The 15,018-nt window shown below is 65.9% G+C and carries 11 protein-coding genes; 3 read left to right on the top strand and 8 right to left on the bottom strand.

All coding sequences use genetic code 11. The annotated features are described in order from the left end of the window. Position 1: 1 nt before the first annotated feature. Complete coding sequence (locus tag IIE29_RS00185) at positions 2 to 1,651, bottom strand: amidohydrolase (RefSeq protein ID WP_209323195.1); 1,650 nt, start codon at positions 1,649 to 1,651, stop codon at positions 2 to 4. Positions 1,652 to 1,806: 155 nt separating this feature from the next. Beyond that, positions 1,807 to 3,627, bottom strand: a complete 1,821-nt coding sequence (xsc, locus tag IIE29_RS00180; protein ID WP_209323194.1) for a sulfoacetaldehyde acetyltransferase — start codon at positions 3,625 to 3,627, stop codon at positions 1,807 to 1,809. 198 nt (positions 3,628 to 3,825) lie between these two features. On the opposite strand from xsc, the gene IIE29_RS00175 reads away from it, so the two are divergent. The 3 genes from IIE29_RS00175 to IIE29_RS00165 all read left to right on the top strand — a co-directional run bounded on the left by IIE29_RS00175 (position 3,826) and on the right by IIE29_RS00165 (position 7,374). Continuing rightward, entirely contained in the window at positions 3,826 to 4,644 is an 819-nt protein-coding gene (locus IIE29_RS00175; protein WP_209323193.1) for an IclR family transcriptional regulator, read from the top strand. Positions 4,645 to 4,708: 64 nt separating this feature from the next. After that, complete coding sequence (locus IIE29_RS00170) at positions 4,709 to 5,659, top strand: AAA family ATPase (protein ID WP_209323192.1); 951 nt, start codon at positions 4,709 to 4,711, stop codon at positions 5,657 to 5,659. Continuing rightward, entirely contained in the window at positions 5,659 to 7,374 is a 1,716-nt protein-coding gene (locus tag IIE29_RS00165; protein WP_209323191.1) for a cobaltochelatase CobT-related protein, read from the top strand. The genes IIE29_RS00170 and IIE29_RS00165 overlap by 1 nt, the downstream gene beginning before the upstream one ends. Positions 7,375 to 7,503: 129 nt before the next feature. Here IIE29_RS00165 and IIE29_RS00160 read toward each other — a convergent pair whose 3' ends face one another. The 6 genes from IIE29_RS00160 to IIE29_RS00135 all read right to left on the bottom strand — a co-directional run bounded on the left by IIE29_RS00160 (position 7,504) and on the right by IIE29_RS00135 (position 15,015). Next, entirely contained in the window at positions 7,504 to 8,226 is a 723-nt protein-coding gene (locus IIE29_RS00160) for a hypothetical protein (protein WP_209323190.1), read from the bottom strand. Between the two features lie 128 nt (positions 8,227 to 8,354). Continuing rightward, positions 8,355 to 9,926: an APC family permease gene (locus tag IIE29_RS00155; protein WP_209323189.1), complete on the bottom strand. Its 1,572-nt coding sequence runs from the start codon at positions 9,924 to 9,926 to the stop codon at positions 8,355 to 8,357. Positions 9,927 to 9,941: 15 nt separating this feature from the next. Next, entirely contained in the window at positions 9,942 to 11,057 is a 1,116-nt protein-coding gene (locus IIE29_RS00150; RefSeq protein WP_216629480.1) for a phosphotransacetylase, read from the bottom strand. Positions 11,058 to 11,067: 10 nt separating this feature from the next. Continuing rightward, on the bottom strand, positions 11,068 to 12,459 hold the full coding sequence (locus IIE29_RS00145; RefSeq protein WP_343071739.1) for an aspartate aminotransferase family protein: 1,392 nt from the start codon (positions 12,457 to 12,459) through the stop codon (positions 11,068 to 11,070). A gap of 147 nt (positions 12,460 to 12,606) precedes the next feature. Continuing rightward, positions 12,607 to 14,106 (bottom strand): MocR-like pyridoxine biosynthesis transcription factor PdxR, encoded by a 1,500-nt coding sequence (gene pdxR, locus IIE29_RS00140; protein ID WP_209323187.1) that lies wholly within the window; start codon positions 14,104 to 14,106, stop codon positions 12,607 to 12,609. Between the two features lie 12 nt (positions 14,107 to 14,118). Next, the gene (locus IIE29_RS00135) at positions 14,119 to 15,015 is read right to left on the bottom strand and encodes a universal stress protein (RefSeq protein ID WP_209323186.1); all 897 of its coding nucleotides are present in this window, start codon (positions 15,013 to 15,015) and stop codon (positions 14,119 to 14,121) included. Between the last annotated feature and the right edge of the window lie 3 nt (positions 15,016 to 15,018).

Here is a 15,018-nt window from a genome sequence, read left to right as displayed (position 1 = left end):
CTCAGCCTGCCGCCTGGAAGTGCCGGCCGGCCACGACGGTCCCGTGGACGGTGACTTCGCGCAGTTCGGCGGGTTCGCACTCGCAGGGATCCCGGTCGAGGATCGCGAAGTCGGCGAATTTGCCCGCCTCCAACGACCCGACGAGGTGGTCGAGCTTGAGCATATAGGCCGCTCCCAGGGTGACAGCGTCGAGAGCCTGGGCCACACTGATCCTCTCGTGGACTCCGAGCACGCGGCCGCTCGGAGTGGCCCGTTCGGCCGCGTAGGAGGCCGTGGCCAGCGCGTCGAGGGGAGTGACGGGTGTATCGCAGTGCAGCGAGATCGGCACCCCGATGCGCAGTGCGGTGGCGGCGGCGTTCATCCGCTCGGCGCGATCGGGGCCGAGGATGAGATCCCGATGCTGGTCGCCCCAGTACCAGATGTGGTTGGAGAAGATGTTCGCGCACACCCCCAGAGCCTTCATCCTCCGGTACTGCGCCGGAGTCGTCAGCTGACTGTGGGTGACCGTGTGCCGGTGGTCCCAGCGGGGCACCTCGGCCAGCACCTGCTCGACGGTGTCGAGGAAGAGCTCGGTGGCTTCGTCGCCGTTGCAGTGGACATGGATGACCGAGCCGGCAGCATGATAGGCGCGGAAGGCCCGATAGAACTCCTCTGGTGAGGACAGCCAGATGCCGTTGCCGTCCTCGGACAGATACCCAGGAGCCTGGAGCCGGGCGGTGAAGCCCTGGATGGACCCGTCGAGGAAGAGTTTGACCCCGCCGAGGTGCATCTTCTCGCTGCCGGTCTCGGCCAAATCCGCCAGAGTGCGCGACGCCGTGTGCGGATCGCCGCCGGCACCCATGCCGCCGCCGAGGTGGAAGAGCGAGAGTCGGAGCGGGAAGTCATCATCGTCGATGATGCTCCGATGCTCGTCGAGGGCATCGGTCATGATGTAGGGGTTGCCGAGATCCGCAGAGGTCGTCACCCCGTGGTTGCGGGCGTCGGCGGCGAAACCGCGCAGAGCGGCCGGATCGAACGGGCCGCCGAGGAGGGAAGAGGCGCTCGAGATCAGTGCGATCGCCGGAGGCTCCCGCAGCTCGCCGTTGGGTTCGCCGTCAGAACCGCGGACGACGCCTTCGACCGGGCAGTCGCGGTCGATTCCCTCATGGGCCAGCATCGCCGAGTTCACGGTGGCCAGGTGTCCGCTCTGGTGGCTGACGAAGATCGGCCGCGTCGTCGACACTGAGTCGAGGTGGCGTTTGTCGAGGCGCTCGCCGGGGAAGAAGATCGGATCGAGCCCCCAGGCGATGAGCAGCTCACCGTCGCCGAGTCGGGCGTCGGCGTCCCGCAGCCGATCGAGCACCTCGTCGACACTCGTGCAGCCGGGCCAGATCCGACCATCGGGATCCTTGCGCGTATAGAAGCCGACGTAGGTGTTCTCCCACATGCCTCCGCTGCCCGCGTGTGCGTGGGCTTCGACCATTCCGGGGAAGATCACGGCATCCGCATAGCGGTCGTCGATGCGGGAGGGACCGTAGGCCTTGAGCTCGTCGAGAGAACCGACGGCTCGGATCAGCGATCCGCGGACCATGACCGCCTCGGCGGTGGGTCGTGCGGGATCAAGGGTCCGCACGGTACGGGCTGGGTAGATGATCTGTTCGGGCGAGTTCATCGCGTGAGCGCCAGCTTTCTGCGGCCGTGTCATCGTCGACGGGCCGCTGATCGATTGTGTCGTGCGTGATGGGCGGCACCGGAAGCCCCGGAGATGGTGGTCGGGTCCGACCCGAGCACCACCTCCGGCGACCGGCGCTCACCAGTATCGAGGACTCACACGTAGTCCTTGTACTTGTCCAGAGTCCGAACGGGCTTGCGCAGCGCATCGCGGCGGAAGGGATCGCCGAGCTCCTTCGTGCACATGACCTCGATGACGGTGGTCCTGCCGTCGTTCATCTGTGCGTCCACGGCCTTCTGCAGGGCCGGGCCGACCTCGTCGAGGTCGTCGACGACGATGCCGTCGGCTCCCATCGACTCGGCCATGGCAGCGAAGCTCTCCCCGTTGTCGAGCTCGCCGGCGATGAAGCGGTGGCCGTAGAACTCCACTTGGTTCTTCTTCTCCGCACCCCACTGCCGGTTGCGGAAGACCACCGCGGTGACCGGGATGTCGTGACGGACCGCGGTGAGGACCTCGACCATGCTCATCGCCCAGGCGCCGTCACCGGCGTAGGCGATGGCCGGGCGTTCGGGAGCCGCACGCTTGGCGCCGATGATCGTCGGCAGGGCATAGCCGCAGTTGCCGAAGCTCATCGGAGCGAAGAAGCTTCGCGGGCGCTCGAACCGCAGGTAGCTGTGGGCGACCGAGTTGATGTTGCCGATGTCGGTCGAGACCATGACGTCGGCGGGCATCGCCTTCTCGAGTTCGCGCAGCACCTGGCGCGGGTGCAGCCAGTTGCCGTCCTCCTTCTCCGCTTCGTCGATGGCGTCGAGGGAGAACTCGTCCTTCTCATGGGTCCAGGAATCGAGTTCGGCCTCCCAGGCCTCCTTCTCGGCCCGGATGAGCTCGGCGCGCTGGTCCTTCGTGGCGTCGCAGGCGACCTCGCGGTCGTTGAGGCGGTTGCGCAGCTCCTCGGCGACGGCCTTGGCGTCTCCGCAGATGCCGACATCGATCTTCTTGACCAGGCCGAGCATCTTCTGATCGGCGTCGACCTGGATGATCTTCGCGTTGGTGGGCCAGTAGTCGAATTCGTACTGGGGCAGCGTGCCGAACGGCCCCAGGCGGGTGCCCAGAGCAAGGACGACGTCGGCCTGGTTGATCAGCGTCATCCCGGCCTTCGAACCCTGGTAGCCCAGCGGTCCGGCCCACAGCGGGTGGCTGGCGGGGAAGGAGTCATTGTGCTGGTAGCTGTTGACCACCGGCGCTCCGAGACGCTCGGCCAGGGCGATGCACTCATCGACGCCATCGGCCATGACGACGCCGCCGCCGGAGACGATGACGGGATTCTTCGCCGAGGCGAGCAGGTCTGCCGCCTCCTCCAGGCTCTCGGCGCCGCCGGCGCCCCGGTCGATCTTCTGCGGCGTCGGGATCTGCGGATCGCATTCGCCGTAGAAGTAGTCGCGCGGGATGTTGAGCTGGGTGGGTCCCATCTCCGACCTCGCGCGGTCGAAGCAGCGAGCGGTGAATTCGGACATGCGAGACGCATTGGACACATGCCCCTGGTACTTCGTGAACTCCTGGAACATCGGCAGCTGATTCGCCTCCTGGAATCCGCCGAGGCCGATCGAGTTCGTGCCCGCCTCCGGAGTGACGATGACGACCGGCGAATGTGCCCAATAGGCAGCGGCGATCGCTGTCACGCAGTTCGAGATGCCCGGCCCGTTCTGACCAGTGACGACGCCGAAGCGACCTGATGCGCGGGCATAGCCGTCGGCCATGTGCGCGGCTCCCTGCTCATGGACCACCGGAATGAAGTCGATGCCGGCGGGAGCGAAGATGTCCATCGCATCCATGAATGCCGAGCCCATGATTCCGAAGATGTCGGTGACTCCGTAGTTCACCATCGTCTCGACGAAGGCCTCTGAGGAGGTGATCTTCTGGGTCTTCACTGCATCGCTCAGCGTCGCTTCGTCGGTTCGATCGGCCAGTTCCGTCATCGCAACGTCTCCTGTTCGTCGTAGGACCACTGCCTTGTGGTCTCGGTTTTGTGTTCATTTCACTTCGAAAAGCGGAACACCTCGAATTTATGGTCCGAGCTCCATAGGTGTCAATAGAGTTCCGAAAAAGATTTCGTTTGGTACGATATTCCGAGACAGGGTGATCATGGCCGATGGAGGCCGGGAAGGTAGGCGAGCATGGATGACGTGGCGGAGCCGGGTCCCGAGGAACGCGTCTCTCTGGCGGGTGAGACGCCCGCGCTGAGGCTGGTGTCGCTGCTGGAGTTCATCTCCACCCGCGACCAGATCTTCACTCTCCAGTCCCTCGTCGTGCAGACGGGCCTGCCCAAACCCACACTCCACCGGATGCTGCAGCAGCTCGAGGGTGCGGGACTGCTCACCCGGCACAGCGACGGCCGTCATTACGGCACCGGAGCGCGGCTGCGGCGGATGGCCGAGGACGTGCTGCTCAATGACTCGAGGCAGGGGGCAAGGCGGATGATCCTGTCCCGGCTGTCCGAGGAGATCGGCGAGAGCTGCAATCTCACTGCGGTCTCCGGCGATGAGGTCATCTACCTCGATCGCGTCGAGACCTCGCACCCGCTGCGCGTGCATCTCGAAGCCGGCAGCCGCGTGCCGATCCATGCCTCGGCCAGCGGGAAGATGATCGCCTCTCAGTACGGGGAGACGCCGCGCCGCAGGCTGCTGAGCAGTTCACAGTTGAGGGAGTTCACCCCGCACACGCTCACCGATCCAACAGAGCTCGAGGCCGAACTCGATTCGGCCCGAAGCTGCGGCTATGCCCTGGATCGGCAGGAGTACCTCGAGGGCCTCGTCTGCCTCGCGGTGCTCATCCCCACCGAAATCGGTCGGTCGAACCAGGCCCTGGCGGTCCAGGCTCCCGTGATCCGGAAGTCGATCGACGACCTCGTCGAACTGCTGCCGGTGGTGGAAGAGGCCGCCCAGCGCATGGCCGTTCTCGATGAGATCGACCGTGCCGACGAGAACTCGGCCTGAACCGCGACCGGGCTGACCGGCTGCCACGGTGAGGCTGAACCACGACCAGGAAAGGACGGCGCTCATGGCCGACGCTTCAACACTGCGAGAACTGTTCGGCATCGATGCCGACATGCCCGTGCCGATGCTCGACGACGACAGCGATCTGGTCCCGCGCATCGATGAGAACTACCGGTTCGACCCTGAGGTGACGCGGGCAGTGCTCGCCGGGTTCTCCCACGGATCCCGAGTGCTCGTGCAGGGTCTGCACGGGACAGGGAAGTCCACGCACATCGAACAGATCGCCGCCCGCCTCAACTGGCCGCTCATGCGCGTCAACCTCGACGGGCAGATCTCCCGGTCCGACCTCGTCGGCAAGGACCAGGTCGTCATCGAGGACGGGCAGCCGCGCACGGCCTTCGAAGAGGGTGTGATCCCCTACGCCCTGACGAGGCCGATGGCGCTGGTCTTCGACGAATACGATGCCGGCCGCCCGGAGGTCATGTTCATCATCCAGCGTCTGCTCGAACGCGATGGCCTGTTCACCCTCACCGAACAGAACCGGGTGATCCGCCCCCACCCGCACTTCCGGCTCTTCGCCACGGCGAACACGGTCGGCCTGGGCAACATCAACGGCCTCTACCACGGGGTCAACCGGCTCAACCAGGCTCAGCTCGACCGGTGGAACATCATCGCCTCACTCGACTACCTCGACCCGGCCGAAGAGCTCCTCGTCGTCACCGGTCAGGTGCCCGAGGCGGAGACGCGACTGGGGGAGGAGACGGTGGCGACGATGATCGAGGTCGCCCAGCTGACGCGCAGCGGATTCGCCGCCGGCGACGTCTCCGCGCTCATGTCCCCGCGCACGGTCATCTCCTGGGCCGAGAACTCGGTGATCTTCGGCGACGTCGAATTGGCCTTCAGGTTCTCGTTCCTCAACCGCTGCGACGCCACTGAACATCCGCTCGTTGCGGAGTACTACCAGCGCTGCTTCGGCGGTGAGCTCGACCTGGACCAAGCGGCGACGGCAAGCTGATGACCACGCATGGTCCGCACTCGACACAGCGTTCCGACCGGGAAGGAATCGTCCTCGAGCGGCGCCTGGCCGCCGTGTTCCGGGCACTGAGCCAGGATCCCGGGGTCGACCTGTGGGCGCACCGCCCGGCCGATGGCAACGGCCTGCTGCCGATGAACGCGCCCCACCTCTACCCAGACCCCTCACGGTTGGATCTGCCCTCTCTGCGCGGAGCCACGGACGCCATGGCCATGCGACGGAAGTGGAGCGATCCCGAGCTCCACCGGCAGATGTTGCCGCGGGCCCGCGAAGAGCGCCTCATCGTCGAGATCCTCGAACAGTTCCGGTGCGAATCCCTGGCCCGACAGGCGGGAGTCCGGGCCAACCTGTCCCAGCGGCACGCGTACTGGCGCAGCGAGTACCTGCGCAACCGCCTGCACGAGACCCACCTGGGCATGCTGCTGTACACGGTCGTCCTCGTCACCCGGTCGGTCCTGACCGGAGACCCGATCGGTCGAGCGGACTCCGACCTGCTCGAGGAATCCCGGTTCGAACTCTCACCCGAGCTCGGGCCCTTCCTCATCCCGCTGCGCGATGCCCGACACGATCAGCAGGCCTTCGCCGAGGTGGCCCGCGAACTCGCGCACACGCTCGCCGACCGGATCGCCGCCGTCGAAGAGCGAGAGGGAACCCGGTCCGGAGCGCGCGAGCGTCGCGCCACCCCGAGCCTGCCGCTGGTCTTCGACATCGCCGAAGATCTCTTCGCCCCCGCCTCTGACGACTCCGTCGGGCAGCTTCACCTCGCCCGCGGTTATCGGACGTGGACGACGCGGTTCGACCGGGAATCGGCCATCGCCGAGGTGGTCCGGACGGAGAGCCTGCGCAGCGGCCGGACCGCCATCGCCGCCGAAACGGCTCGCCGCTCGGTGCCGATGGCACCCGTCGTCTCCCGCCTGCACGGTGTCGTCGAGGCGGCGAAGGACGCTCACGAGCTCGTCGACTCCGAGGACGGGACCCTCGACCCCTCCCGGCTGACACGGTTGCTCACGTCTCCTGGCGACCCGCGCGTCTTCCGCGGACGATCGCAGCGGGCCGAGACCGATTGCGCCGTGACCTTCCTGCTCGACCTCTCGGGGTCGATGAAGCCTCATGCGCTCGGACTCGGATCCCTCCTCGACGTGCTTGTCACCGCCCTCGACCGGTTGGATGTGTCCACGGAGATCCTCGGGTTCACCACCAACTCATGGAACGGCGGGCGTGTGCGAAGCGAGTGGAAGAAGGCCGGATCGCCCGAGCGGCCGGGACGGCTCAACGAACTCCATCACCTCGTGATCAAGTCCGCAGCGTCCTCGTGGCGGCGGACGCGCACCCACCTCGGCGGCCTGCTCAAGACCTCGCTGTATCGGGAGGGCATCGACGCCGAGGCCCTGCGCTGGGCAATCGGCCGACTGCGCAGCCGACAGGCGGCGAAATCGGCCGTGGTCGTCATCAGCGACGGTCTGCCGGCCGACTCGGCCACAGCGTTCGCCAATGACGAGGACTACCTCGCTCGTGACCTCGAGACCACGGTGGCCGGTCTGCGACGGGCCGGTGACATCGGGGTGCTCGGTGTCGGCATCGGCACGGACCCCGGTCTCATCTACCCCGCCAGCGTCGAACTCGATGCCGATTCTCTGGGGGACCGGGCCTCGGTGCGGGCGATCGTCGACGGACTCCGCACCGTCCTCGCTCGCTGACGACCGAACCCAGCAATCGCGCCCGTGGACTGGTCGGCATGACGACCGGTGGCGGGTTCGGTGTTCTGAGGAGCGCAAACGCACTCCCGGACTTGCCGCTCACCTCCCGCCTTGGTCTTTCCTCACTTGTCAGCGGTTCTCGTAGTAGAACTCAAGATCCTCGAACGCCGGAGTTCTTCGCGGTTCCCTGGGGCCATCGTTGTCGACGTGCTCCTGACGCTTGACGTACCTATCCGGCCACGCATCGATGTGGGCCTGGCGAACGTCCAGAGTGACTTTCGCGAGATCCGAACTGTCAAAGAACGGCTCATCGGACGAGATTTCCCATATCGCTGCCGATTCGCCATCACCTGCGTCGCGAGTGCCGATGTAACGCACATCGGTGTCAAGTGGATCGTCGCAGACCTTGGTGCCTGGCTCTGCCTCGGCTCGCTGAAACTCGAAATCGGTGAGGTCATCGGCTGCGAGGGGAAGATTCGATTGCTTGAGAACGACAACGAGCAGGCGTGTGGGATCAAATTCTTCTGAGTAGTTGTCGTAGCTGTCTGCGCGGGTGTCGTCATAGGACACGTCGTCCATGTCCGGTTCGCCCGCAAATACTGGCGAGAGATTGACGTTCACGTCGCCGCTGCCAGTCCACACCGGCTCGCGAAGACCGTCGCCTGAAATCGAGCAAGCATTGGCCGCAGCAGTGGGTGGCGGTTGTTCTTCGGTGGGTTTGGAGTATGTCCGCTTCTTCGTGGACTCTGCACCCTCGATTGGCGGACCGTTCGACTCCGATGTGCAGCCAGTCAGTGAGGCCAACGCACATGCAAGTACGGCGGCACCAAGCGCAGTCTTCTGAAATCGCATTTCAGCCTAGTCTACGTTTCATTATCCGCCGTCCCGTTCGGCGGTCGAACCGACGACAGCGGTCGGCCCGCTGCCGGTGAGTCCTGGCAGCGGGCCGACCGCTGTGTGTTTGTTTCCCGGTTTGCCGTTCAGCCGTCCGTGGTCAGCCGTCCTTCGCGGCGCAGCTGAGCACGTTCGCTGAACCGGGTGACCGCGGGACGCTCATCACCGAGGACGAGACGATCGACCTGCAGATCGGTGAGCTTCCTGTTGTGCCGGATCCGGGAGAGGAAGAACACGACCCCGATGACGATCCAGACGGCCAGGGCGATGAGCGACTGCGGTCCCAGCGCACCGGGCGAGCCCGGGATGAGCAGGAGCAGCATGAAGATGATCGCAATGGCCGCTCCCACACCGGACAGGACCTTCTTCGTCGTCGAGTACATGCCCGGCAGGGCCTCGGGATCCCGTGCCTCATGAGTGGGGCGGAAGATCCGGAAGGCGCACAGGCAGGTGTAGAGGTAGGCGATGGTGACACCGATCGAGGACATGTCGACGACCCAGGTCAGCGCCGCCCGGCCGAACCACGGGCTGATGAGGCAGACGATGAGGACGGCGATGATCCCGATGTGCGGGGTCTTGTGCTTCGAGTGCAGGCGGGCGAAGATCGGTGGGATCATCTGCGCACGGCCCATGGCCATGAGCACGCGGCTGGCCGAGACGTAGAAGCCGTTGAGCCCGGTGCTGACCCCCATGGTGATAGCGATCGCGAGCAGGAGCAGACCCGAGCCGCCGATGACACCGGTGATTGCGTCGGCGGTGCCCCAGGCCGATCCCGAATTCGCCAGGGCCTGCCAGGGCTCGGCCATCGACACGGACACGAGCATCGCCATGTAGAGGGCTGCGGCGGTGACGATGGCGAGCACGATGAGGCGCAGCGCCTTGGCCGGCGAGAAATCGAACTCCTCGGCGGCCTGCGGAACATTGTCGAAGCCGATGAACGCCCACGGGGCGATGGCGACGATCGCGATGATCGCGGCCACCGGGCTGACACCGTCGGGCAGTGCCGGGGACATATTGCCGAAATGGGTCGTCGGGTTGAACACGACGGAGATGATGATCGCGGCGACCGCGATGATCATGAGCACACAAGCCCAATACTGGACCCGACCGGACAGCGCGGTGCCGCGGATGTTGAGGATGCCGAAGACGACGAGCGCCGTGACCGAGATGATGATCTCCGGCAGATAGACGTCCCAGCCGGCCACGGTGTAGAGATAGCCCTGCTCGATGACCGAGGGCATGATCTTGCGGAACAGCAGGGCCAGGGCCGAGGCGTTGAGTGCGACGATGCAGACGTAGCCGAGCGTGAGGAACCATCCGGCGAAGAAGGCGTGCACTCTGCCGTACCCGATGAGGGCGTAGGCGAGTTCACCGCCGGAGACGGGGAAGGTTCGGATGAGGAAGCCGTAGCTGACGGCGATGACGAGCATGAGCCCGGCACCGAGGGCGAAGCCGACGAGCGTGCCCAATGGGCCTCCCGTGGCCAGCCAGTCCGTGGGGAGGATGAACGCCCCCCAGCCGACCGCCGAACCGAGGGCGATGGCGAAGACCCAACGCGGTTTGAGCGTCTTCGCCATCCTCTCCGGCTGCTGACCGTCGCCGGCCCCCGATGGAGCCGAGGCGACACTCTGAGCTGGGTTCTCTATTGATTTCGACATGGCACCTTACTTTCGTCACTTCGCTGTGAAGGTATGGGCAGTGAGTTTCGTCGATTGCGGGGCGCTCGCCGCAGGGGTGAGCGCCTGCAGGCAGGTGATGAGCCCGACGTTGACGATGTCGGAGACGCTCGCCCCACGGGACAGGTCGTTGATCGGGGCGGCCAGACCCTGGAGCAGAGGACCGAACGCATCGGCCCCGCCGAGGCGTTCGGCGATCTTGTAGCCGATGTTGCCCGCGGCGAGGTTCGGGAAGACGAGCACGTTCGCATGCCCGGCGACGGCGGATTCGGGGCATTTCGACTTCGCCACGGATTCGACGATGGCCGCGTCGAACTGAAGTTCGCCGTCGACATCGAGTTCGGGGCAGCTGCTGCGGATGTGCTCGGTGGCCGCTCGGACCCGATCGATGTCGGAGTGCTGGGCCGAACCCGCGGTGGAGAAGGACAGCATCGCCACGGAAGGCGGCTGACCGGTGATCGCCGCGAAGGTCTGGGCGGTGGCGATGGCGATCGCTGAGAGCTGCTCGTCATCGGGGACCGGGATGACGGCGCAGTCGCCGAATCCCAGGTACCGTCCGTCGCGCAGCCGCATGAGGAACGAGGAGCTGAGCAGAGATGAGTCCGGAGCGAGTCCGACGATGGACAGCCCCGCTCGGATGACATCGGCGGTGGGCCGATCCGCCCCGGCGACTGCGGCATCGGCCAGTCCCTCTTTGACGGCTGCGGCGGCGAGGAAGACGGGATCGGTCAGCCACTGCTCGGCGAGTTCGGGATGCTTCCTCTCTGCGCTGCTGCGGATTCTCTCACCGGCCGATCCGGCGGCGAGCACCGCTGGGTCTTCGACGGACCATCCGTCGGTGCCCGCGATGCCCAGCCGCTTCGCACGGTCCCGGACCTCGGAACCGCTTCCGATGAGGACGGGCTGGACGCCCACCTCGGCGAGGGCGCCGGCAGCGCGGAGGACACGCTCGTCGTGGGACTCCGCGAGGACGGCCCTCGGTCGGGGACCCTGTTCGCACAGGACGAGCACCCGCTCGAGGAGCATCGGGTCGATCGTGACGGACTCGTGGTCGGTCCCGATGGTCGTGCCCTGGGGATCGGTGCCTTCGCGCGCTGCCGGCGTCTTCAACATCATCCGTCTCTCAGACCGCGGCCGACAGCGTCGAGACGCCGAGGTGCTTGTCGACTGCGCCCATGACGTGGTCGACCTTGTCGAGCAGGTCGTCGAGAACGGCCTGATCGGCGACCAGCGGCGGTGAGAGCACGAGCATCGTCGCGCCGCGGTTGTCGGGGCGAGTGATGAGTCCGGCCTCCTTCATCGACTTCGGGATCACTTCGGTGAGCACCTGCTTTGACGCCTCAGGAGTCAGTTCGGCGCCGGTGTCGCGGTCGGCCATCATCTCGATGGCGTAGAAGAATCCGGTGCCACGGTACTCCTTGATGCAGCGGTAGGAGTCGGTGATCCGGTCGAGGCCGTTTTGGAAGTATGGGGCGAGGCTGCGGACATTGCCGGGGATGTTCTCCTCGGCCAGCGCCGTGAGGTTCGCTGTGGCCACTGCAGTCGCGACCGGATGGCCGCCCCAGGTGGCGCCGTGGGTGAACGTTCCGGCATTGGGCGAGTCGAGCAGGGCCTCGGCCAGCGGTTTGCGGATGATGACTCCGCCGAGGGGCATATAGCCCGAGGTCGAGCCTTTGGCGAAGGTGATGAGGTCCGGTACGACGTCGAACTTGATCGAGCCGAACCATTCGCCCAGCCGTCCGAACCCGGTGATCACTTCGTCGGCGACGAGGAGGATTCCGTGCTCGTCGCAGATCTTCCGCAGCTCCTGCCAGTAGCCGTCCGGCGGCACCAGTGCTCCGCGCGAATTCTGGACCGGTTCGGCGAAGAGGGCGGCGAAGGTGTCTCCGCCTTCCCGTGCGATGAGCTCCCGGATTGCCTGGATCGAGGGCAGATCGGCGGCGGTGCCCCCGGCCGGGACCTCTTCTCCGAGCGTGTTGGGTACGTGGAAGACTCCGGGCATGAGCTCGCCGAAGGGCTCTTTGTAGCCGGGGATGCCGGTGACGGCGAGGGCGCCGAGGGTGGTGCCGTGGTAGGCCATGTCCCGGGCGATGATCTTCGTGCGTTCGGGCTGTCCCTGGGAGCGGTGGTACTGGCGGGCGAATTTCACGGCGGATTCGACGGCCTCGGAACCCGAATTCACGAAGAAGACGGTGTCGAGGTCACCGGGGGCGTGGCCGGCGATGCGTGTCGCCGCGTCCACGGCCGCCGGATGGGCCGAACCCCAATTCGTCCAGTACGCGAGCTTGCTCATCTGCTCGTAGGCCGCCTGAGGGATGTCCTGGCGTCCGTGGCCGATGTTCGCACAGAACAGGCCGGCCAGACCGTCGAGGTACTGGTCTCCTCGTTCGTCGGTGAGATAACTCCCGTGCCCTTCGACGATGATCGGAAGATCATCGTCATTCCATACTTTGCCGGTGGTGAAGTGTGGAAAAAGATGCTGCTGGGCACGATTTGCATAATCCGAGATCGTCACGCGAACCCTCCATTCGAACTGTCTGGGTCGGTACGTCGAGGCGTCCCGACTCCGGCACTCCTTCGTTGGTGTGCTTGTCATCACTCTCGTGGTGATCTGGTTCCGAATGAAGTCCCAGTCCGTTGCGAGTTCTTTGGTGCCAGTCGATCAGCTGAGTTCGTCGATCGCCTCGCGCAGGAGGCGGACGCCGGGTTCGATGTCCTCGAGGTCGATGGCAGCGAAGCCGAGGCGGAAGAAGTTGAGGTTGTCTTCCGGGGTGAGGAAGAAGGGGTCGCCGGGTTCGATGACGACGCCTCGGCGCAGGCATTCTTCGGCCAGGGCACGGCCGTCGACTCCGGCAGGAGCTTCGATCCACACGCTCACGCCACCGGCGGGGAAGGGCACGGTCCATGGCAGGTGCTTCTCGAGCGCAGCCGTGAGCGTCTCCCATTTCCTGCGCAGGTGGTTGCGGCGACGTGAGATCGTGCGATGGAACTGTCCGGAGTCGATGAGCAGGGCCATGGCGCGCTGCGTGTGGCCGGGCACGTGGCGGATGGAGTAGCGCCGGTGGGTGCGCATGCGTTCGATGAGTTCGGGTTCGGCGACGATGTAGCCGAGCCGGAGGCCCGGGGCGAGGAATTTGCTGAATGAGCCGAGGTAGATGACGTGTTCGGAGTGGGGGAGTGCTTTGAGCGCGGGGGTGGGTTTGCCCCGGTATCTGAACTCCGAGTCGTAGTCGTCTTCGATGATGAGTGAGTCGGTCTCACGCATGTGCGTGAGCAGCCGCAGCCGGCGTGAGGGATCGAGGGTGACATTGGTGGGACTGTGGTGGCTGGGAGTGACATAGACGATGTCGAGCCGGTCTTCGGGTGGGATCATGCCCTGGTTGTCGACGGGCAGAGGAACCAGTCGGCCGCCGACGCGTGTGAAGGCGTGTTTGGCATCGACGTAGCCGGGGTCTTCGACGCCGACGGTGGTCTCGGGTCCGACGAGGAGCTGTGCGAGCAGGTCGAGTCCCTGCTGGGATCCTGCAGTGATGAGGACGTTGTCGGCGGCGACGTGGATGCCCCGGCTGGGCAGGACCCGTTGGCACAGCAGGTCGATGAGCAGCGGGTCGTCCTCGTCGATGGCATCGCGGACGGAGAACGGCAGGTGCTCGGGATCCATGGCCGTCCGCAAGGCCCGGGCCCAGGCGAGTCGGGGGAATTCGTCCGGGTCGACCTGGCCGGCGACGAAGGGGTAAGGATATGTGTGCCAGTTCTTCGTCTTCGTGATCTGCGGCAGATGCCGGTCCGGGATCGGACGGATCTTTGCCTCCCAGTCGATGGAGCCGTCGGAGAGGCGGGTCGTCTCGTCCTTCTCCGGGCCGTCGGCGAGCAGGGTGGTGTTGATGAAGTGTCCGCTGCGGGGGCGGGCTTCGATGAGGCCGGTGGCGACGAGTTCTTGGATCGCGGCATTGACGGTGTTCCGGGACAGACCGAGTTCGTTCGCCAGGTCGCGGGAGGACGGCAGCGGGACATTCGGGTTCATCCCTCCGGACAGGATCTGGTGTTCGAGTGCGTGGCGCAGCTGCCGGTAGAGCGGCTCCTTCGAGTCCGGGGAGATCTCGATCGGTGATCGGGCCGTGCGGCCGGTGGCGGGTTCGGTGCTGTGGTCGTGAGAGGTCATCTGTGTCGCAGCTCAGACGGAGAGGTCTTTGTCGGGAGCGATATCGGGAGCGGGGTAGCGGGGGACGACGACCATGGGAACTGGAAGGCTGCGCAGCATTTTGTTCGCGGTCGTGCCGAGGAAGATGGAGCGGCTTCGGGCCAGTCGGCTGGAGCCGATGAGGACGATCTCGCCTTCGTCCCAGGTGAGTTTGTCGATGGCGGATTCGATGGAGCGGCCCTCGGCGACGTCGACCATGACTTCCGTGGCGTCGTCGACGGACTGAGAGGCGCGCAGGAGCAGGTTCTTCGCATGTGTTCGGGCTTCCTCCGCGGTCTCATCGGTTCCGGCCCGGGAGTCGAGGCCGATGAGCGAGATCAGCCGCAGCGGGACGTCGTGCCGGACCGAGGTCTGGATGGCGACGTTGAGGGCCACCTCGGCGCCGGGGCGCGTGCCCAGGGCACAGGTGAGGCGGGTGAGGCGGCTGGGCGGCAGGTAGCCCGAGGGAGCGAGAGCGACCGGCACGGGGGAGGCGTGGAGGAGTGCATTTGCCACCGATCCGACGGTGAAGCGGCGCAGCGGGCCGTGGCTGGCTGCGCCGACGACGATGAGGTCGCAGGGACGAGACGTGGCGGTGTCGATCAGGCCTGCCGCCATGGAATCGGCGAAATGGACCGAGGTTGTCGAGCGGATGGACTTCGGGATGAGGTCATGCGTTTTGGCCAGCCATTGCTCGGCCTCGTCGAGGCAGAGCTTCTGATACTCCCGTTCGGGTTTCGTCGCTGCCTGCTCCGGTGGGACTCCGCGGAGGACATGGACGAGGTCGAGTTCGACAGGGTGGGACGACAGCGTCGACTGGGCGAGGGTGAGGGCGAGCGAGACCGCGTCGCGTCCGCGTTTGTCCATGGTGATGCCGACGACGTAGCGCATGAA

This window comes from Brevibacterium renqingii (assembly GCF_017808095.1).
Classification (GTDB): domain Bacteria; phylum Actinomycetota; class Actinomycetes; order Actinomycetales; family Brevibacteriaceae; genus Brevibacterium; species Brevibacterium renqingii.
This window is presented reverse-complemented; position numbering and strand designations above follow the sequence as displayed.

Coding starts and splice junctions, on each gene's coding strand:
- IIE29_RS00185 (WP_209323195.1), bottom strand. CDS start 1,651: ATGAACTCGCCCGAACAGATCATCTACCCAGCCCGTACCGTGCGGACC.
- xsc (WP_209323194.1), bottom strand. CDS start 3,627: ATGACGGAACTGGCCGATCGAACCGACGAAGCGACGCTGAGCGATGCA.
- IIE29_RS00175 (WP_209323193.1), top strand. CDS start 3,826: ATGGATGACGTGGCGGAGCCGGGTCCCGAGGAACGCGTCTCTCTGGCG.
- IIE29_RS00170 (WP_209323192.1), top strand. CDS start 4,709: ATGGCCGACGCTTCAACACTGCGAGAACTGTTCGGCATCGATGCCGAC.
- IIE29_RS00165 (WP_209323191.1), top strand. CDS start 5,659: ATGACCACGCATGGTCCGCACTCGACACAGCGTTCCGACCGGGAAGGA.
- IIE29_RS00160 (WP_209323190.1), bottom strand. CDS start 8,226: ATGCGATTTCAGAAGACTGCGCTTGGTGCCGCCGTACTTGCATGTGCG.
- IIE29_RS00155 (WP_209323189.1), bottom strand. CDS start 9,926: ATGTCGAAATCAATAGAGAACCCAGCTCAGAGTGTCGCCTCGGCTCCA.
- IIE29_RS00150 (WP_216629480.1), bottom strand. CDS start 11,057: ATGTTGAAGACGCCGGCAGCGCGCGAAGGCACCGATCCCCAGGGCACG.
- pdxR (WP_209323187.1), bottom strand. CDS start 14,106: ATGACCTCTCACGACCACAGCACCGAACCCGCCACCGGCCGCACGGCC.
- IIE29_RS00135 (WP_209323186.1), bottom strand. CDS start 15,015: ATGCGCTACGTCGTCGGCATCACCATGGACAAACGCGGACGCGACGCG.